21 protein-coding genes and 1 pseudogene are annotated in these 17,878 nt (G+C 34.0%); 8 read left to right on the top strand and 14 right to left on the bottom strand.

The genetic code is table 11. The features are described 5' to 3' along the window. Window positions 1–243 (bottom strand): type II toxin-antitoxin system PemK/MazF family toxin (locus tag IGJ63_RS13575; RefSeq protein WP_438746722.1); only part of this gene is annotated, 243 nt, incomplete at its 3' end. Beyond that, window positions 237–500, bottom strand: a complete 264-nt coding sequence (locus tag IGJ63_RS13570) for an AbrB/MazE/SpoVT family DNA-binding domain-containing protein (protein ID WP_438746720.1) — start codon at window positions 498–500, stop codon at window positions 237–239. The genes IGJ63_RS13575 and IGJ63_RS13570, both read right to left, overlap by 7 nt. Before the next feature lie 307 nt (window positions 501–807). Between IGJ63_RS13570 and IGJ63_RS13565 the strand changes: the two are divergent. Beyond that, window positions 808–1,584 (top strand): annotated as a pseudogene (locus tag IGJ63_RS13565) (oxidoreductase). An 866-nt stretch (window positions 1,585–2,450) separates the two neighbouring features. On the opposite strand, the gene IGJ63_RS13560 reads toward IGJ63_RS13565, so the two are convergent. From IGJ63_RS13560 to IGJ63_RS13520, 9 genes are all read right to left on the bottom strand, one after another. Beyond that, window positions 2,451–4,775, bottom strand: coding sequence for a BspA family leucine-rich repeat surface protein (locus IGJ63_RS13560; protein ID WP_438746718.1), 2,325 nt, complete (start codon window positions 4,773–4,775; stop codon window positions 2,451–2,453). Window positions 4,776–4,806: 31 nt separating this feature from the next. Then, window positions 4,807–5,016 (bottom strand): hypothetical protein, encoded by a 210-nt coding sequence (locus IGJ63_RS13555; protein WP_070363810.1) that lies wholly within the window; start codon window positions 5,014–5,016, stop codon window positions 4,807–4,809. Then, window positions 5,016–5,348: an LPXTG cell wall anchor domain-containing protein gene (locus IGJ63_RS13550; RefSeq protein WP_438746700.1), complete on the bottom strand. Its 333-nt coding sequence runs from the start codon at window positions 5,346–5,348 to the stop codon at window positions 5,016–5,018. The genes IGJ63_RS13555 and IGJ63_RS13550 overlap by 1 nt, the downstream gene beginning before the upstream one ends. Window positions 5,349–5,368: 20 nt before the next feature. After that, on the bottom strand, window positions 5,369–6,391 hold the full coding sequence (locus tag IGJ63_RS13545) for a DUF916 and DUF3324 domain-containing protein (protein WP_438746716.1): 1,023 nt from the start codon (window positions 6,389–6,391) through the stop codon (window positions 5,369–5,371). Window positions 6,392–6,527: 136 nt separating this feature from the next. After that, the gene (locus IGJ63_RS13540; protein ID WP_438746016.1) at window positions 6,528–7,244 is read right to left on the bottom strand and encodes a WxL domain-containing protein; all 717 of its coding nucleotides are present in this window, start codon (window positions 7,242–7,244) and stop codon (window positions 6,528–6,530) included. 180 nt (window positions 7,245–7,424) lie between these two features. Next, window positions 7,425–8,603: an IS256-like element ISEf1 family transposase gene (locus IGJ63_RS13535; protein ID WP_000997695.1), complete on the bottom strand. Its 1,179-nt coding sequence runs from the start codon at window positions 8,601–8,603 to the stop codon at window positions 7,425–7,427. An 83-nt stretch (window positions 8,604–8,686) separates the two neighbouring features. Then, window positions 8,687–9,073 carry a hypothetical protein gene (locus IGJ63_RS13530; protein WP_438746715.1) on the bottom strand — a complete coding sequence of 129 codons (387 nt, stop codon included), beginning with the start codon at window positions 9,071–9,073 and terminating at the stop codon, window positions 8,687–8,689. Window positions 9,074–9,508: 435 nt separating this feature from the next. Continuing rightward, window positions 9,509–9,766: a Txe/YoeB family addiction module toxin gene (locus IGJ63_RS13525; protein WP_016617334.1), complete on the bottom strand. Its 258-nt coding sequence runs from the start codon at window positions 9,764–9,766 to the stop codon at window positions 9,509–9,511. Further along, window positions 9,759–10,028 carry a type II toxin-antitoxin system Phd/YefM family antitoxin gene (locus IGJ63_RS13520; protein ID WP_101732003.1) on the bottom strand — a complete coding sequence of 90 codons (270 nt, stop codon included), beginning with the start codon at window positions 10,026–10,028 and terminating at the stop codon, window positions 9,759–9,761. The genes IGJ63_RS13525 and IGJ63_RS13520 overlap by 8 nt, the downstream gene beginning before the upstream one ends. Before the next feature lie 708 nt (window positions 10,029–10,736). On the opposite strand from IGJ63_RS13520, the gene IGJ63_RS13515 reads away from it, so the two are divergent. The 6 genes from IGJ63_RS13515 (at window position 10,737) to IGJ63_RS13490 (ending at window position 14,415) form a co-directional block, all read left to right on the top strand. Further along, entirely contained in the window at window positions 10,737–11,303 is a 567-nt protein-coding gene (locus IGJ63_RS13515; RefSeq protein WP_438746711.1) for a hypothetical protein, read from the top strand. A gap of 6 nt (window positions 11,304–11,309) precedes the next feature. Further along, on the top strand, window positions 11,310–11,555 hold the full coding sequence (gene mazE / locus IGJ63_RS13510; RefSeq protein ID WP_016619114.1) for a type II toxin-antitoxin system PemI/MazE family antitoxin: 246 nt from the start codon (window positions 11,310–11,312) through the stop codon (window positions 11,553–11,555). After that, window positions 11,545–11,910 (top strand): type II toxin-antitoxin system PemK/MazF family toxin, encoded by a 366-nt coding sequence (locus IGJ63_RS13505; RefSeq protein ID WP_014862256.1) that lies wholly within the window; start codon window positions 11,545–11,547, stop codon window positions 11,908–11,910. The genes mazE and IGJ63_RS13505 overlap by 11 nt, the downstream gene beginning before the upstream one ends. 575 nt (window positions 11,911–12,485) lie before the next feature. Further along, window positions 12,486–12,929: a hypothetical protein gene (locus IGJ63_RS13500; protein ID WP_016622506.1), complete on the top strand. Its 444-nt coding sequence runs from the start codon at window positions 12,486–12,488 to the stop codon at window positions 12,927–12,929. Between the two features lie 22 nt (window positions 12,930–12,951). Then, window positions 12,952–13,338 carry a hypothetical protein gene (locus IGJ63_RS13495; protein ID WP_016622507.1) on the top strand — a complete coding sequence of 129 codons (387 nt, stop codon included), beginning with the start codon at window positions 12,952–12,954 and terminating at the stop codon, window positions 13,336–13,338. Window positions 13,339–13,965: 627 nt separating this feature from the next. Further along, the gene (locus IGJ63_RS13490; RefSeq protein ID WP_016632486.1) at window positions 13,966–14,415 is read left to right on the top strand and encodes a hypothetical protein; all 450 of its coding nucleotides are present in this window, start codon (window positions 13,966–13,968) and stop codon (window positions 14,413–14,415) included. Between the two features lie 429 nt (window positions 14,416–14,844). On the opposite strand, the gene IGJ63_RS13485 is transcribed toward IGJ63_RS13490, so the two are convergent. Beyond that, window positions 14,845–15,099 (bottom strand): hypothetical protein, encoded by a 255-nt coding sequence (locus IGJ63_RS13485; RefSeq protein ID WP_016632484.1) that lies wholly within the window; start codon window positions 15,097–15,099, stop codon window positions 14,845–14,847. Window positions 15,100–15,262: 163 nt separating this feature from the next. On the opposite strand from IGJ63_RS13485, the gene IGJ63_RS13480 reads away from it, so the two are divergent. After that, window positions 15,263–15,556 (top strand): transposase, encoded by a 294-nt coding sequence (locus IGJ63_RS13480; protein WP_104885382.1) that lies wholly within the window; start codon window positions 15,263–15,265, stop codon window positions 15,554–15,556. Between the two features lie 239 nt (window positions 15,557–15,795). Here IGJ63_RS13480 and istB read toward each other — a convergent pair whose 3' ends face one another. Next, entirely contained in the window at window positions 15,796–16,551 is a 756-nt protein-coding gene (gene istB, locus IGJ63_RS13475) for an IS21-like element helper ATPase IstB (RefSeq protein WP_438746664.1), read from the bottom strand. A gap of 12 nt (window positions 16,552–16,563) precedes the next feature. Next, window positions 16,564–17,790, bottom strand: a complete 1,227-nt coding sequence (gene istA / locus IGJ63_RS13470) for an IS21 family transposase (RefSeq protein ID WP_438746707.1) — start codon at window positions 17,788–17,790, stop codon at window positions 16,564–16,566. Between the last annotated feature and the right edge of the window lie 88 nt (window positions 17,791–17,878).

Here is a 17,878-nt window from a genome sequence, read left to right as displayed (position 1 = left end):
GGTGGTTAATTGATCTAATAATACTTTACCTGATGTTTTCATTCCGTAAGAAGGATTAATAGAAACATACAAAGGATAGTTTCTTTTTGTACTCGATATAGGAGCTACAATAACAACATTACTGTAATCTGCAATAATATCATGACTTAAAACAATATACGGTCTCTTACCTGTTTGTTCGTGTCCTGATCTAGGAGCCGTATTCAACAATAAAATATCACCTTGATGAGGAACTTTTACCATTTTTCATTTCCTACTGCATTTCCCAAATCTTGAATAGTTACATGCACTTTATCTTCTGTATAATTTTCAAACAATTGTTCAATTGTTAAATCATTATCTGAGTCCACAGCTTCAATAATTAATCGTTTTTTACCATTTGATTCCTCCTGTGTTATTTTCACTTTATCTTCTGTATGAATTTGAAGGTATTCCATCACAGATTTAGGAAGTCTAAGACCGTTACTATTGCCCCATTTTTTTATTGATAACATTGCCATTTTGACCACCTCTCCTTGTTTATACATATTATAACATATAAAAAAATAAAGTATATACATAATTATCCTTCAGCTAAACAATTTCACATAAAAAAGGTCAAAAACTTAAATGTTTTTGACCTTTTTTATTGCTATCTTGATTTGTCATTTTAATTGGCGCGATTTTTATTTCGATAAAGACAGAGATCTACAGCCCTCGCTCTAGGTCTTTTTTGGGCGTGATTAGTAAATAAAATGACGTAACATGATGTTCCTTTTTCATTATATTTTCTGTATACTATATTCAATATATATAGGAGGAGATAGTATGACTAGACAAGTTATTTTAATTACCGGAGCAACGAGTGGAATTGGATATCAAACTGCAAAATTTTTAACTGAACAAGGACATACAGTATATGGTGCAGGTCGAAGAGTAGATAAATTGAAGGAGTTAAAAAATGTAGGGGTCAAAAGTGTGCAGATGGATGTCACAAATGAAGAATCCAGGCAAAGTGCGGTGCATTACATATTGAAACAAGAAGGAAAAATCGATGTATTGATCAATAATGCTGGTTATGAATCGTATGGATCAGTAGAAGATGTTACTATTGAAGAGGCAAAAAAATAATTTGAAGTGAACCTTTTCAGATTGGCCAGACTAACTCAACTTGTATTGCCTCATATGAGGTCTCAGAATTATGGACGTCTTACAAGCTTCATGGGTGCCTGGTATCATGCAACTAAATATGCACTCGAGGGGTTTAGTGATGCATTACGAATGGAAGTGAAACAATTCGGTATTGATGTTGTTCTAATTGAACCAGGAGGGATTAAAACGGATTGGGGATTTATTGCAGCAGATCATTTAGAGGAATCTGCAAAAAGTGGAGCTTACGCTGAACTAGCGAAAAAGACAGCTAAGGGAATGAGAAAACAATATAGTGGAAACATGATGTCAAATCCGATAATTATTTCAAAAGCAATCAATAGTAGCAAACCAAGGACAAGATATCTCATAGGATTTGGTGCTAAACCATTGGTTTTTCTGCACACCATTCTACCAGACCGAGTATTTGATTACATCATGATGCATGTGAGTTGATATCAAAAGAAGGAAATTATATGAAACTAACAATCATAAAGCAATTCCAGAATTTTATTAGCAATCAAGGTTTATCTTTAGAGCATTTACTTCAGTAAGCAAACATTCCAAATTTGTTATGGAAAGAAGAACTGGTGGTAAATGAACAGCAGTATTATAATCTCCTGCAAGTATTCAATCAATACGTGTCAGATTAACAAATTTTGATATTCAGTGAGATAGAGAATATAAATATGTTCATGCCGCCTATCTATGCAGCGTTATCAGCTGAAAATGGAATGGAGGCTCTCAAGCGATTTATCAGTTATAAAAATTGATTGGGCCGATCACTACTGGGATGGAGATTGGAGAAAAAACAATGCAGATACGGCTTTCCTTTGTCTTTCCAAATCAGGAATTACCCCGTTTTGCGTTGTTGAATGAACAAATATTTCTAATAAGCCTCCTGAAAAGAGGTAGTAAAAAAGAAGTCACCCCCTTGCTGATAGAGGGGCCTTTTGAATAATGAAATATTATAATACACTGTTGCTGGGTATATACTTCGTTTCCTTTAAATTTTAACACCTCTCTGATTCGCTACTAAGGGTCATAAAGGTGTATTTTGCTGCATCCAGTGAGCGTTACAAGGTACTTTTTTCTTCTCTCTTTATGGAAGCAATTTTCCAATCCACTAAACGTTCCCGCTTGTTAATGACACTACCTCAAAACTAACTTTTAGCTTAACAAAACAAATTTAAATTATTTGAGAATGTAAAAATTAAAGCTAGGAGGCACTGGAACAACTACTGCTATTTTTGCTTAGTTATTCCAGTGCCCTTAGCCCATATACTGATTTCTATTTCAAATAATCATATTTTTCAATGCAATTAATTTAGTGTATTGCTCAAATTCCAAACAATCTTTCCATCATACTTTCCTGCTGCGACATCTTTAGGTTGGTTAATTCTTAAAGAAACTCCTCCTAAACTGTAATCGTAAATTGCATCATGGGTAACCGAACCATTTGCACTCATTATTGGTTTCGGAATACTACCAATCACCACATTTGAATAGCCAGTTACCTCACTAGTTGGACAATCTGTTAAATTACTTTCTTGGTTCATTTGACCGTTAGTACTATTCTTTTTAACCGCTCCCCCTGTTGTCTGTATTTCTGCTGTTAACGGGGTCCCTGTCCATTGCAACTGCGCTGATAATGTCCATCCTCCTAATTGATTTCTTCTATCTCTCACTGCTACATGAAAGTTTCCTGGAATCGCAATACTTTGAACATCTGTTTCATTAGACAATTTCCCTTGTACACTGAATGCTTTTGGTACATAACTAATTCCATATTCACTTGAAGGCAATACATTTTGATCCCCATCTCCTGGGGCAGTTATATCAAACAGATATTTTGCTTGGTAAACGTGCTCTTTTACTAACTCTTCACTAGTAGTGATCTTATCTCCATCCCATCTTAAAAACTTGGCAGTAGAATCTACTACTGTAGGTTTTAACTCTTTTTTAAAAGCTTCAAATGAGGCAACCTCTAGTTTTTTTGGATCCTTTTCTAACATGTTAAAATAATACTTTTCTTTAGTTTCGGCCGTTCCAAAATACCCATTATTTCCCGCAACGAATTTTGGGCCTCCAGGATAGCGATTTTTTGTAGTCCCTTGTATCAATCGGTCATCATTTCCTAAAATTACTAAGGGCGTTTTCTCACTATCATTATCCATCTGAAACATTGCAGAGATATTAGCTGTAGAAGGAATATTCCAATTCCTTGCATCGAAAAACTGTAAATTAATACAGTTTCCAAACATCCATTGTGTATCTGTTGCAGAACTCATATCGAACTTACTTACATCCAAATTTATTAAGGATCTACAATTCCAAAACATAGAGTACATAATTTTTGCTTTTCCTGTGTTAAATTGAGTGCCTAAGTTAATACTTACTAAACTTCTACTTCCAGAAAACATTCGATTCATATTTGTAACATTTTCTGTATTAAAATTACTTAAATCTAAACTTGTTAAACTAATACAATAAGCAAAAATAGCATTCATAGTTGTTACATTTGCTGTATCGAAACTACTTACATCTAAACTTGTTAAAGCAGTACAACTATTAAACATGTCGTCCATTATTGTTACATTTGCCGTATTAAAACTACTTAAATCTAAACTTATTAAACTGCTACACCCCAAAAACATTTGACACATGGTTCCTACTATGTTTGTATTGCGCCAAGCTAATTGATTATTATCTATATTTACTAAGCTCTTACAATTTTTAAACATAGAAGCACAACTAGTATTAGAACGCATATCTACATCAGTAAATCCCTCAATGCTTTTCAGAGAAGTACAACCCTCAAATAAAGAGGCCATGCTCGTAACGTTTTGAGTAGATTGCGGTACTATACCACCTATATTTGCCGAATTTATACCTAGCTTCACTGTTTCTAACTTGGTACAATTTTTAAACATTCCTTCCATATTTGAAGCACTCGTCCATGAAAATAGAGATAAATCTACAGTTTTTAGAGAGGAATATTTAGTGAATAAATGACTAAAATCAATCATCTTACCTATGCCTCCGATCATAAAAAAGATATCAGAGCCATCTAAAATAAAATCAGTAATTGACGAAGCATTTGAATAATTTTTTATTGAGGGCCAAAAACTTGGATCTAATTCTACAGATATGATTTTTGAACCATATTTAGCCTTGCGAGGAACTCTAATCACTCCATTATCATCTTTTTTTATTCCTGTTAAAACATATATGTTATACTGAGAATTATAAGTATAAGTATAATGCTCTGTTAAATAACTTTCTTCAACAGTTCGCTGATCTGTCATAGAATTTTCTTTTGAAACGCGTTCAGTATTTGTGTCTGTCGTATCAGGTTCCTGGTTAGACCCCTCATTTTTTTCTACACTTGATTCTTCAGTAATTCCCGTCTCTTCTTGCGCGGCTTCTGTCTCTGGTGTGGAAGTGTTTGTCTCTTCTGGCATCGTTTCTTGTTGGGAGTCTTCTAATTTTTCAATCGTTGACTGCCCAGTTGCTTCATCTATAATTTGATTTACTTCTTCTGTTGGAACCGTTTTATCCGCCGGTTCTTCTACTGCTAATACTGCCGGCGCTATAAACAGGTTTCCTAAAAGAACTGTAGATAAAATACCACTTAATACTTTCAACTTTCTCTTCCTTTCTAATTTTTCCTTTAGCTTACAGCTGATTATTAATCATAAATAAGTAGACTACGCCTAATACAATGACACCCATTGTTTCTAAAAGAACTACCCCATTTAAATATAAATTTTTCTTTTTTTGCGGAGGATATGAAAGTTGTTCTTTATAGTCTCTAAAAAAGAGATAACTATTCAAAATAAGTAATATCATACCCGTTACCAATAAACAAATTGCAGGAGTATACATTATTCCTCCTCCTTTCTGTTTTTAAAGTAATAAAGCAGATAACTACAGCCAACCAGTAAAAAACCTAAAAAAGAGAAGAACATCGTTCTTTGTTCATTTGTCTTTGGCAAACGTTGTGACGTAGTAGGTTTCACAATGGGATTATAAACCGGCGTTTCTGATGCTTCCCCTTCATGTCCTGGCAATGCGCCAGAAGAAATGGGGCGTACCAGTGTAATAGATATTGGGGTATTGCCTGTTGAGAGCTTGGTTTCTTCCGCAAAAACAGGACACGCACTATTTAGAAACATAAAGCTCCCTAACAGACTTCCAATCACTAATTTCTTCATCATTTTCTATTTACACATCCTTTTTATTTTTTTCTTCGTAAAAATAAATATATGGTACCTAAAATACTTATCACACTTAACCCATAAGAACTATACGTTAGCCAGCTAGGAATATAAATTTTAACGACGGCGTCGTGATTAATTGTTTTTGCCTTTTCCGCTGAAATATCAAATTCTTGGTCAAAATTCCAAGTTTTTCCATTCGCTTCCACCGTTCCTTTAAAAACATAGGTGCCTGCTTTTAACTCTTCTTTTTCCCAATCAAACTGAAACGGATACACTGAGTAAGGAGCAATACTTACATTGGATTTCTCTTGTTCTTTCAACGCTTTGGTTGCGCCTTTTTCATAAATTTTGCCTTTCACTGTCGCATCCGTAAACATATACGGATTGGGATTCAAAATATCTGCCTGAACCATCTTACGTCCATCAAATAAAACAGCCCCTACGTGATCTAAGGCCACCGATACATTCTTTTTAGGTTCTACTACCGATTCATTCGTTACGACCAACCCTATTGTATAGGTATATACATTTCCTATAGATAATTCGTTTTGTTTCTTCTTCTCTGATTGCTTTTCAGAAACAGTAATCCCTCCTATCGTTACCCCAGGTAACGTTTGTTTAGGCATCTGAATATCAATCGCTGTTTCTACACTACTTTTGGCCGGAACTTTTACTTCTTTTTGAGTAGCTTTTGCCATTGATGTCAACGGATATTTTAAAGACCGATGGTCTTTTAACTGACCGGTATAATCAATTAACCCGTTTGCGTTTGTATTTGCATTTGTTACTTTTACTTCTAACGTTTTTTCTTCAGAAGAATCATTGGTTAGTTTTACTTTAACCTGATCTTTATCCCCCGGATTTTCTTTTAAATAAAAGTAACTTACATTTTTATCTAATTGATGCTCATTAGGAACCCCTTCAATGGTATAGCCTCCTGCTAATTGACTAGAAGAAGAGGACGTTTCTTCCGCCAAGGCATTTTTATTCCCAACAAATAGACTAATCAAACACATGCCACATAAAACCCATTTTTTCATAAACTAAAATCCTTTCTAATATTTATTTAGTGCCCTTTTTATTAATATATGTAAAACAGCCAACAAAGCATCCTTCTGTTGGCTGTTGCAAGAAATAGAAAATGCTTCTACATTCCCCTTTAGGTTTAGATTAAACTTACATTGCGTTAGACAAGTTCCAGACAATATTTCCTGTGTACGTCCCTGCTGCAACAACAGTAGGATCTGCAATTTTTAATTGAGGCATTTTAAATTGATAGTTATATGTTCCGGACATAACTTTATCATTTTTCGCCGTCATAATGTCTGTTGGAGCGTCTGTTCCAATGGATAGACTACCTGTTACATCGTTATTAATTTTATCTGTACTGTTTAACCTTCCAGAAATATTCTCAGTTACGTTCCCTGTACCTTGAGCTTCAATAGATGATCCTGCTAAAGGAGAACCTGTCCATTGTAATTGAGCGCTTAACGTCCAGTGTCTTCCTGTTTTAGCAGTTTCGTCTCGAACCCCGACGTTTAGGTTAGTTACAGTATCTCCTTTACTAGATTTTAAGTTAACCATTTGATTAGCAGATTTTCCTAATTCAACGGTTTGTTCTTTCTGCACTAATTTAGCAGGAGCGTATGCAATACCAAATGGTCCTGTAATGGTGGTATTATTATCGCCTCCGCCAGGGTTGTTTGGATTGTCTGGCTCAGGAATCGGTGGTTTTGGCACCTCATCGGTGACATCACGCGGACTAAGAGTCACTTCTACTGGAGTAGACGCCGAATTTGGATCAGGTGTAGAATCATTCGCAAACACATTTCCTGCCCCTAGAAGCGCCGTAGAAGCTAATAGAGTAGCGCCTAATAAGTTGATAGATTTCATTACACATGTTCCTTTCCTAGGTTATTTTGTAAATTAAATTTACAGACGTAATTTATCATAACTATCCAGTTTGTGATTCTAAAAAATTTTTGAAAACACAAAAAAAATAAACATTTAGTCACAAAAGTGGGAGCGTCAATAATTTTGTGTAAATAAATTGTCCTCCTGCAAAATAATTAGTTACTCAGTAAACATTGAAACTAATGTATCGGTTACCTGTTGAAAACCTTTATGGCTTCTGTTTAGAAATTTTTGATTGTATGTATCAAAAATGCTGACTAGAAAGCGTTCTAGTGATTCTTCATTTTGAAACTGCTCTTTTCTACGGCTGTATCTTTTAATTTGCTTATTGAAAGACTCGATTAGATTGGTTGAGTAAATGGTTCTACGAATGCTAGGTGGAAAATCATAAAAAGTTAATAAGTCTTGGTTTTCTATGAGTGACTGCGTCACTTTAGGATAGTTTTTCTTCCATTTCTCAATCATGCCGGATAAGAAGGTATTCGCTTCTTCTTTTGAGTTAGCTTGATAAACAGCCTTAAAGTCATCACAGATTTCTTTTCGGTCTTTGACACGTACTTTATGAGCGATATTACGAGATACATGGATACAACAATGCTGATATTTTGCTTTAGGATAAATTTGATGGATAGTATCTTTCATGCCTTTTAAGCCGTCCGTAATAAAAAGCAAGACTTCTTGAACTCCTCTGGAGTTAATATCTTGTAGCAGCTCATTCCAAACGTATGTTGATTCAGTTGGAGCAATCGCATAACTCAGTACTTCTTTAGTGCCGTCTTCTCGTATACCAATGGCAATATAAATCGCTTCTTTGGATACGGTTTGACGTTTTAGTGGAATGTAAGTAGCGTCCATAAAAATAGCGACATACTTATCATTTAAGGCTCTGGATTTAAAGGCATTTACTTCTTCAGTCAGAACTTTAGTCATGTTGGACATGGTTTGTGGAGTATAGTGATGACCGTACATTTTTTCGATCAAATCAGCAATTTCAGACATCGTAACACCTTTTTCGAATAAATGGATAATAGTGGTTTCCAATGTATCGTTTGTTCTTTTGTAGGCTGGTAAAGTTTGTTGTTTAAACTCACCATTACGATCTCTAGGTATTTCCAATGTTAATTCGCCATATTCGGTTTTGATTGATCGAAAGTAAGAACCGTTTCTCGAATTACCTGAATTAAAACCAGTGCGATCATATTTTTCGTAATCTAAAAAAGCCGTTAATTCAGTCCGTAGGAGTGTGTTTATCGCTTTTTCTAAGTGCGAACGGAATAATTCATTTAAATCGCCTTTAGTGACTAGAGTTTGCACAATTTCTGTAGTAAAATCATTCATAGGGAAGTCCTCTTTTCTGTGAATTGGTTGTCGTTAACTTTATTCTACAGAAGCGACTTCCTTTTTTGTATGGATTTTTTCATTTACACAAAATATTTTACACTCTCAGAAATATCTCTTTCTATAATACCAAACACCGTCTGATAGTATTCACTATTATCATTAGTATTGAATTTAACTAAAAATTTCCTTTTTATCGGAAACATTTTTGTATAATGCAAACCATGTGCACAATTCTTAGGTGTAGTAGGTCTTGGAGGTAAACTTTTATATTCATCTTTTGGGGTTCTAGGAGATAATTTGGATCTAAAAGGAATGGCAAAATCCACTTTTTTTCCTCGATAATTTAAATTAACCATTATCATAAAAGGTCTATCTTTGCCCATATCTTTTCCATGCAATAGTTCCTTATCTTGAGGAAGCCCATTAAAAAACGATTTACTAATTCCTACAACTTTTATTTTTCTCATTTGCTCCTCCTGAAAAAATCTGAAAAAAATAGCCCACAACACGTGGGCTTCCATACAAATGAGTAATATTCTAAATTAACGACCCGTTACTCTCGGAGTCCACCATAAAACTGAATAATATTTTATACCCGTTATTCTCGGACTTTTACCATACAAATGAGTAATATTCTAAATTAATGACCCGTTACTCTCGGAGTCCACCATAAACTATCATTTTCTATACTCATTATAAATAAATATATTTAATTCGTCAACTTCAACACAAACATTAAATCAAAAAAAGAACTAGCCAAAAACAGCTAGTTCTTTTTAGTTCATTAAAGTTGCAGCTCTTTGCCTCATGCTTTTACAAACATCCGATTAATCACTTTTATTGCAATATCATAGCTAAGCGAAAAAATAAAAGTTTCTTACTTTCCTATTACTATTGATTAGTTAATAATGATCTTTGGCAGAATAAATGAATATCGTTTCATTTTCAACTTTATATATCAGCCTATGCTCATCTGTAATTCTTCTAGACCATTTCCCAGATAAATCATGCTTCAATGGTTCGGGTTTACCTAATCCAGCAAAGGGCGAACGATCTATATCTTTTATTAACCTATTGATTTTTTTTATGTTGCTTTTGTTTCCTTGATCATGCCAATAAAGATAGTCATCCCAAGCATCATCAGACCATGCTTTAATCATCAGATTCAACCTCAATTAAATCATGTGTCTTAAATAAACCTTTGGAAAACTGTTCATCTCCTCGACGAATTTTTTCCATAACATATTTATTACTAAGTGTTCTCAAAGTTTCTTGCATAGAATCATAATCTCTTTTTGATAATACCACTACTGTATCTTCTACTTCTTTACTTGTTACAATAAGTGTTTCAGCGTCCTCATTAACTTGTTTCATATAACTACGTAGGTTTTGGCGGAAATTTGAATAAGCTACTGCTTCCATTTTATTCACCTCTTATTATTGCTTTAACATAATTGTACATTATATTGTACAACAAGTCAAATAATTACAATTTTTGGATAATTTTACTTGAATCACACTGTTCTAACGACTATTTGTAATACTCTTCATTCGTTTTAAAACAATCAATTGCTGTTATTTCATCTAAAATCTAAAAAACTTTTTTTATGGATGCAAAATCTTACAGACTTTGCTATGAATTTGTCAATATACAGTCGTTCGCTCGTACCGTCTTCGACTTCGCTCACTACCTTTGACGCTTCGCTATATTGACAAATTCAGCCAGCTGTTACACAGCTGCCTTTTTATTAAAAAGGAACGGGGCTTACAGCCCCTTTTCCCCCATCAATCTACGATTGCTGGGTCCCCCTGCGTGTGCTACGCACACTTTCCGCCCGTTTACAACGGGCTGTCGGACTACGTCCTCCCTTTAGCGCTCCTTCGTCGCGCACCGGCCTTTTCGGCCTCCACCTTCTTGTCATTTTATTTTTTTGAAAAAGCGGCAATTCCATTGCCTTATATCCTATCCTCCGTTGGATTGACAAGGGTAAAATGCACTAACACCTGTATCCAGCTAAAGCTGGTACAGCTGTAAGCCCTTGTCAATCACTTCAGATAGGATCTATTTTTCTTAACAAAAAAATAAAAAAACAACAAGAAGGTAACCCCTTCAAAAAAGGAGAAATTCATATGCAAGATAATGAAATTCAAGGACTTTTAGAACTAGCATTAGATTATGATTATATGTTAGATTCATTTACACTAAACCAATACTTTCCTTACCCGCTTCGTTTACTAAAAACAGAAAATGGTGAAGAACTTTGGAACATGTTAGAAATCCTAAACTTTTCAATTATATCTTGTCCCTTTGTTCTTAAAAATATACCTTTTCGTTCTTTTCATGAAGAAATAATTATTTGTATGGAGCAGGATATACAATACAGTGGGGCGACACATTGGTTAGACTACCTCATTAATAAATTAGACAATGATACGTCCAATTTTGGTTCTAGCACATTTCCTACACATACTAGTTTTACATTCAAGGAATTTCTCAGTTCTTACAGACTAACTCGTTCTGATATTCCACTAGGGAATTTACCCGATTTGTTTACCTTTGTCTATTGTGCCAAAATAATACAAGAAAAATACAAAATTAGAGAAAACATAAAAGCATTAAGAAAAAACAACAATATTCCTTTTACTATTGACACTTCTTCCAAACTTGTATTACCTAGTGAATACATGTTATACTAAATAAAAATGGAGGTGTTACCTATGACATCAACAAAAACTAGAAAACAAGGCAATTCTTTAGTTATAACAATCCCTGCTACATTAGGGATTAAAGAAGGAGAAGAATTTGTTATCCTTCGTAAAAATAACGGGTCTATCGCCTTAATTCCAAAAGTTGAAGATTTTTTTGAAAATGCAGCGGAAGGTGAGTTCTATCTTCCTGAATTAGCGATAGATTATTCCCCTAGTGGAGGAGAAATTGATGGAATATAAGCCAAAACAAAGGGATATTGTAATTATCGATTTTGCACCTTCCAAAGGTTATGAAATCAGAAAACGACGCCCTGCACTCGTAATGAGTAAAGACAAATACAATACTTCTACAAATTTAGTTATTGTTTGTCCAATTACTTCATTGAATAAAGAACGTCCTTTTCTTGTACCTATTTATAGCGAAAAACTTCATACTCCAGATAATGCCATAAGTAAAGTGAATACATTGCAAGTATACTCACTAGACTATACAGAACACGCTCAACGCGGAATAAAATACGTAGATACATTAGACGAAGAAACATTTTACGAAATCGCTCAAAAGTTTTTACAAAATTTTTCTTTTGTTATTTAAGAATCAGAAGCCTTCAATTGAAGGCTTCTTTTTTATTCACTTGCTGTTCGCTTTATGGATGCAAAGTCTTACAGACTTTGCTATGAATTTGTCAATATACAGTCGTTCGCTCGTACCGTCTTCGACTTCGCTCTCTTCCTTTGACGCTTCGCTATATTGACAAATTCAGCCAGCTGTTACACAGCTGCCCTTTATTGAAAGGGAACGGGGCTTACAGCCCCTTTTCCCCCATCAATCTACGATTGCTGGGTCCCCCTGCGTGTGCTACGCACACTTCCCGCCCGTTTACAACGGGCTGTCGGACTGCGTCCTCCCTTTAGCGCTCCTCCGTCGCGCACCGGCCTTTTCGGCCTCCACCTTCTTGTCATTTTATTTTTTTGAAAAAACGGCAATTCCATTGCCTTATATCCTATCTTCCGTTGGATTGACAAGGGTAAAATGCACTAACACCTGTATCCAGCTAAAGCTGGTACAGCTGTAAGCCCTTGTCAATCACTTCAGATAGGATCTATTTTTCTCAACAAAAAAATAAAAAAACAACAAGAAGGTAACCCCTTCAAAAAGGAGGAAATTCCATGTCAAAAATTTATTTTGATGATTTTATCAAACTAACTAAAGATAAAATGGCTCAACAAATGGAAAACATGACTTATCAATACAAGGAAACTAAGGTTCCAAAAGCACATTATAAAAAATTATTGGAAACTGCTCAAGAAGAGATTATAGAACATAGTGTTGAAATAAACCTTGTTGATACCTATTATCGAACGTTAGAACAACTTGCTAAATCCAATTCTAAGTGGCTTTTTCAAGCACTTATTTGTCTAGATACTGGTATAAAGCCTAGCGCAATTAAACCTGCTGAATACCAAGCATTAGAACTTACTTGGTCTAAATTTATTGAAGATAAAAAAGCAAAACGAATGGACAAAACTTGGTTAGATTATTTTGAAAATATTAAAGAAAACGGTGCTACTTATGCATTCATTAAAGAAAAAAGCAACGACAAAGATTTTTAAAAGTTAAAAGGAGAGAACAAAAATGAAAACTAGAAAATATAAAAATTATACCGCTATTTATCTAGAAACTATTTCTATCGATGAATTTACAAAAAGTATAGAAAAATATAAGCAGGTAAAAAAGACAGAAAAATATGCTGTCATCAGACCCGCTAAAAAGGCAATAAACGACTTTATTCAGTCTCACCCATTATTACTATCAGAATGTACAATAGGGGATAGCTATGAACTTTTAGGGATACAATTTGACGTAGTTGATAAGTACAAAAGTCTTGTTACATTTTCTTATCTCAATAGAGAAGGAAAAAAAGAAGAAATAACACCTTTTATACAAAGTACTGCCCCGGTTGCCGGTGTGCTTCTAGAAACTATTTTCGAGTATGTAACAGGTAAACTCCTCTATTTTTAATTTATATAGAGACTTCCGCTTTATTTAAGTATTTACACTTTCTACCTTTCTCAATACTAGGTAGAAAGTGTTTCCGTCCTTGGTTAGTATTCGTTACACGAATACTTATGAATTTGTCAATATACGGTCGTTCGCTCGTACCGTCTTCGACTTCGCTCACTACCCTTGACGCTTCGCTATATTGACAAATTCAGCCAGCTGTTACACAGCTGCCCTTTATTGAAAGGGAACGGGGCTTACAGCCCCTTTTCCCCCGTCAATCTACGATTGCCGGGTCCCCCTACGTGTGCTACGCACACTTCCCGCCCGTTTACAACGGGCTGTCGGACTACGTCCTCCTTTTTGAGGGACTTTTTCTTCAAGTACGGCAATTTCATTGCCTTGTATCACACCTTCCATTTAAGTAACAAGGGTAAATACACTAACACCTGTATCCAGCTAAAGCTGGTACAGCTGTAAGCCCTTGTCACTCATTCCAGGTGTGATCCTCTATTGTTTACAAAGAAAAAGACCTTCCTTAAAAAGAAGGACAAATGGTTATAATTCTTTTTTCTTACAAATAGCCCATTTACTTATTTACAACAAATACATACAATAGATATTAGAAAAGAAAAGGAGTAGTTTATTATGAAAACAACTACAAATTACACTTGTAAATATTGCGGTTCGGAATTATCTGAACGATTAACTTGTAACTTTTGCGAAATTGGTTTTTCACTAGATTCTGTCTGCTCAAATAAAGAACGAACATCACAAGTCCCTTACGAAATTCCTATCTTAGGTGATGAAAATGAAGTCCTTAATCGTTCAACGATTGACTTTTTATCAGAAAAAACACTAACATTGTATTATTTACTAAAAATTGCTAGAAAAGCAAAAGATACTGCGTTTCGTGCCCACGAAGACGAAAAAGTTTCTATTTTAATAAAAAAAATATATGTTATTGAAAATATTCTTTTTGAAAGAGAAGGCATATTCCCAAAAGCTATGAACGATTCCGTGCTAAAAAGAAAAAGAAACGAAATTATTGAATTTGAAGCTTATCTACAAAATAAAAACAAATTCATTATGAAATGAATAAAAAACGCCAGAATAGCTGCTCTGGCGTTTTTTATTGTGTTATTTTTGCTTCTATTCTTTGTTTTAAGACACTCATTCTCAGACTTTTTACTCGATACCTGGAATAAAAATAAAGTTGCCAAGTCTGTACTGGGTAAAGCATATATGTCTGTTTATTCATCAAAGCTTCTTTTTCTTGCTCAATGATCTTTTTGGCTGCTATTTTTTTGAAAAATATAATTTTTCTATTTCCTGTAATTCTTCTAAACGTATGCGAAATAAATAAAGCCCTGCTGTTCGCTTAATGTTTTTCATAATTCTTTTCTCCTAACTTTTATTCCAAATAAAAAAGCTCTCTATCAACTAGAGAGCATCGTCAAAATTGAGAAATATAATGACCTTCTTAATGAAAATCACTTATTATTTTATACTATGGTTTTCCAAAATTCAATCTCTCATAATTACTTTTTCTTTGTAGGAAAGAAAAAATAATTGATTTGTTTTTTCAATATATTGATAGATTGCTACCTTAAATGTATCCGTTAACCCTGGTATTTGTTCAATTGTTTCGTTTACCTCTTTTTCATTATATACAAAAAAATCTCCCTCCCATGTCAACATTACTGTTAATTCTACGTTCCGAATTTGCAAAAAATACGTACAACCAAACGTATTGCCACACTCACGGCCGTAAATAAACATGTTACTTTCACTCTTTCCTTATACTAATCTTTCTCTTCTCTAACGCCTTACTGAAATGCTACTAGCACTAAAGCAAAAAAAGTGCATGTATCATAATAAAGTGGACACATTTTTTGGTATACTCTTAAATAAATAGACACAAATTTTGAAAGGACTTTTTAATATGGGAAACAACAGAAAATCACCACGTAAATTTGATGAAGAGTTTAAAAAATCCATTGTGAAACTTCACGAAAGTGGTAAAACTCAAAATGCTTTATCTAAAGAGTACGGCATTGCTCTTTCTTCAATTGCTCGTTGGGTCAAACAATATTCTGAAGTAAAAATTGACGATGACACGATCCTTACGGCTCGTCAGATCAAACAGCTACAAAAACGAAATGCGCAACTCGAGGAGGAAAATTTAATCCTAAAAAAAGCGATTGCCATATTCACGCCTCACTCGACGAACGATTAAAAGCCATACACATTCTTCGATATGAGCACAGTATTGTTACACTCTGTCGCGTACTCAAAGTCAATCGTTCCACCTATTACAAACGTTTTTCTGGAAAAGTAGCCCCAAGAACAAAAGAAAATCAACGCTTAAGAAAAATAATTTTAGAAATTTATACTTCTTCTCAAAAACGTCTTGGCGCTGCAAAGATTGTCAATGGCCATTCAAAAATGTAGGTTTTTGGCCCATAAATAACAAGGTTACTTATACGACAACTTTTTTTCTTTATAATCTTTAATTCGATAAGACTTTCCAGTAATTTGAATAATCTTAGCGTGGTGCACTAATCGATCGATTAGTGCATTTGTTAATTTTTTATCTTGAAAAGTTTCAGCCCATTGAGACAAAGGAATATTCGTTGTAATAATGGTTGATTTTTTTTCATAGCGTAGATTAATTAATTGAAAGAACAACTTTGCCCCGTCAGGGGTAAAAGGCAAATAACCAATTTCATCAATAATTAGTAAATCGTAAGAAGCATATTTTTTTAACAATCGATCTAAATTTCCACGTTGATTTGCACGATTTAATCGATTGACTAATTCATTGCTTAAAGCAAAATGGCAAGAATAACCTTTGGTTATAGCTTCTAGTGTAATGGAAATAGCTAAGTGAGTTTTCCCCACTCCGCTATTTCCAATAAACAATATATTATTGTTTGTATCCATAAAGCGTAAGGTGCACAAATCTAAAATTTCTGTTCGGTTAATCTTTGGTTGAAATCCAAAATCAAAATCATTGATTGTTTTTTTAAACGGTAAATTCGCCTTTCTTAAACGATTTTCTTTTTGTCGTTCATTTCGTGAGTTTATTTCTTCTGTCATTAAATGATTTAAAGCTTCTACAAAACTAAGATTTTCTTGAACAATTGTATCGAGATATTCTGGTAAAATTTCTCTCGTATGTTTTAAATTCAAATCTTCTAATTTGTTTAGTAAATGATAATAATTAGACATAATGATTCACCTCTATAATTCGTCATACGCTTGTAAATTTTCATCAACAAAGCGTTCTAATTCTTCGTCTTCTAAATGTTTAAACACGTCAGAACGCAGAATCTCTATATAGTCGTTTCGATGATAATTAAGCAATTGATGAGTAATTGTATGTGTACGAATAAGAGTGGAGTCATCGTAAATATAAAGTTTATCTTCTTTTACACGAAGTGTAAGAATTTTACCGATGTAATTTACTGGCACAGAATATTTATTTTGATTCCATTGAACCATCGCTTCGTTAGATACTTTTCGTTTCATTTGTTTTTCAACAGAAGAATAGATTTTAAATTGATTCGCATCAAAAGAAGACAGTTGTTCTTTTTCGTATGACCAACGGTCACTAGGACATTCATGAATCGCTTGAGAAATTTCTTCAGTATTTAATGAATCCATGATTGTTTGAATAATTTTCTCTAATTCATGAGTGGATTCAAATTCATAATTAAATACACGAATTCGTTCGATTGTTCGTGCAAGAGTTTCAACTTTTCCTTTTGTTTGAGGTCGAAAAGCACGACAAGCAATTGGAAGAAATCCCGCTTCTTTCGCATATTGTCGAAATCGCTCGTTAAAAACAACTTTAGAAAATTGACTTCGACTACGGTCAACAACAGTTTTCATATTATCAAACCATATTTCCGTAGGAACACCTCCGGTGTATTGAAAGGCATTAGTTAAGCAACGAAATAGAGTAGTTTGAGAACAATCAAAAGTTAGTTCTAAGTACTTAATTCTGGAATATCCTAAAACATAAAGAAAGATATTACAAGAAATAATTTCGCCGAATTTATTGACTAATTTTAAATCTTCTTTCCAATCAACTTGAGCAGATAAACCAGGGGTTGTTTCCACACGAATCGTTGCTTTTTGTATTTTATCTGCTCGGATATTTCGGCAATATCTTCTTAGTGTTCGTGCACTTCCACGATAGCCACGTTTAGAAATAAAATGATAAATGGCAGAAGCAGAACAACCTAAAGCTAATTTGTCAGCGATAATATCTTCAAAATCACTAACCAAAGTTTTTTTGTTTTTATTTTTTTGAGCAAGTAAAGGCAATTTATTGCTTATTCCAGCTTCATAATAACGTTTTACTGTACGATAATCGCAATTGTATTGTTTAGCTAGAGCAGCATAATTAGATTTTGTATGAGTCATAATGAAAGGTAACACTCCTTCATAAATATCTTTTCTCAATACGCTTTCCTCCTTGAATAAAATAACACAAGGAAAGCGTACCAGATGACGCATAAACCTACATTTTTATTTGGCCATTTTTTTACAT

The organism is Enterococcus sp. DIV1375a (assembly GCF_051712205.1).
Classification (GTDB): domain Bacteria; phylum Bacillota; class Bacilli; order Lactobacillales; family Enterococcaceae; genus Enterococcus; species Enterococcus faecalis.
Note: the sequence above shows the minus strand (reverse complement) of the source record. Positions and strands in the feature narration are given on the sequence as shown.

Coding starts and splice junctions, on each gene's coding strand:
- IGJ63_RS13530 (WP_438746715.1), bottom strand. CDS start 9,073: ATGAGAAAAATAAAAGTTGTAGGAATTAGTAAATCGTTTTTTAATGGG.
- istB (WP_438746664.1), bottom strand. CDS start 16,551: ATGTCTAATTATTATCATTTACTAAACAAATTAGAAGATTTGAATTTA.
- IGJ63_RS13500 (WP_016622506.1), top strand. CDS start 12,486: ATGTCAAAAATTTATTTTGATGATTTTATCAAACTAACTAAAGATAAA.
- IGJ63_RS13515 (WP_438746711.1), top strand. CDS start 10,737: ATGCAAGATAATGAAATTCAAGGACTTTTAGAACTAGCATTAGATTAT.
- mazE (WP_016619114.1), top strand. CDS start 11,310: ATGGAGGTGTTACCTATGACATCAACAAAAACTAGAAAACAAGGCAAT.
- IGJ63_RS13490 (WP_016632486.1), top strand. CDS start 13,966: ATGAAAACAACTACAAATTACACTTGTAAATATTGCGGTTCGGAATTA.
- IGJ63_RS13485 (WP_016632484.1), bottom strand. CDS start 15,099: ATGTTTATTTACGGCCGTGAGTGTGGCAATACGTTTGGTTGTACGTAT.
- IGJ63_RS13525 (WP_016617334.1), bottom strand. CDS start 9,766: ATGATTAAAGCATGGTCTGATGATGCTTGGGATGACTATCTTTATTGG.
- IGJ63_RS13540 (WP_438746016.1), bottom strand. CDS start 7,244: ATGAAATCTATCAACTTATTAGGCGCTACTCTATTAGCTTCTACGGCG.
- IGJ63_RS13495 (WP_016622507.1), top strand. CDS start 12,952: ATGAAAACTAGAAAATATAAAAATTATACCGCTATTTATCTAGAAACT.
- IGJ63_RS13480 (WP_104885382.1), top strand. CDS start 15,263: ATGGGAAACAACAGAAAATCACCACGTAAATTTGATGAAGAGTTTAAA.
- IGJ63_RS13535 (WP_000997695.1), bottom strand. CDS start 8,603: ATGAATGATTTTACTACAGAAATTGTGCAAACTCTAGTCACTAAAGGC.
- IGJ63_RS13570 (WP_438746720.1), bottom strand. CDS start 500: ATGGCAATGTTATCAATAAAAAAATGGGGCAATAGTAACGGTCTTAGA.
- IGJ63_RS13545 (WP_438746716.1), bottom strand. CDS start 6,391: ATGAAAAAATGGGTTTTATGTGGCATGTGTTTGATTAGTCTATTTGTT.
- IGJ63_RS13555 (WP_070363810.1), bottom strand. CDS start 5,016: ATGTATACTCCTGCAATTTGTTTATTGGTAACGGGTATGATATTACTT.
- IGJ63_RS13550 (WP_438746700.1), bottom strand. CDS start 5,348: ATGATGAAGAAATTAGTGATTGGAAGTCTGTTAGGGAGCTTTATGTTT.
- IGJ63_RS13520 (WP_101732003.1), bottom strand. CDS start 10,028: ATGGAAGCAGTAGCTTATTCAAATTTCCGCCAAAACCTACGTAGTTAT.
- IGJ63_RS13505 (WP_014862256.1), top strand. CDS start 11,545: ATGGAATATAAGCCAAAACAAAGGGATATTGTAATTATCGATTTTGCA.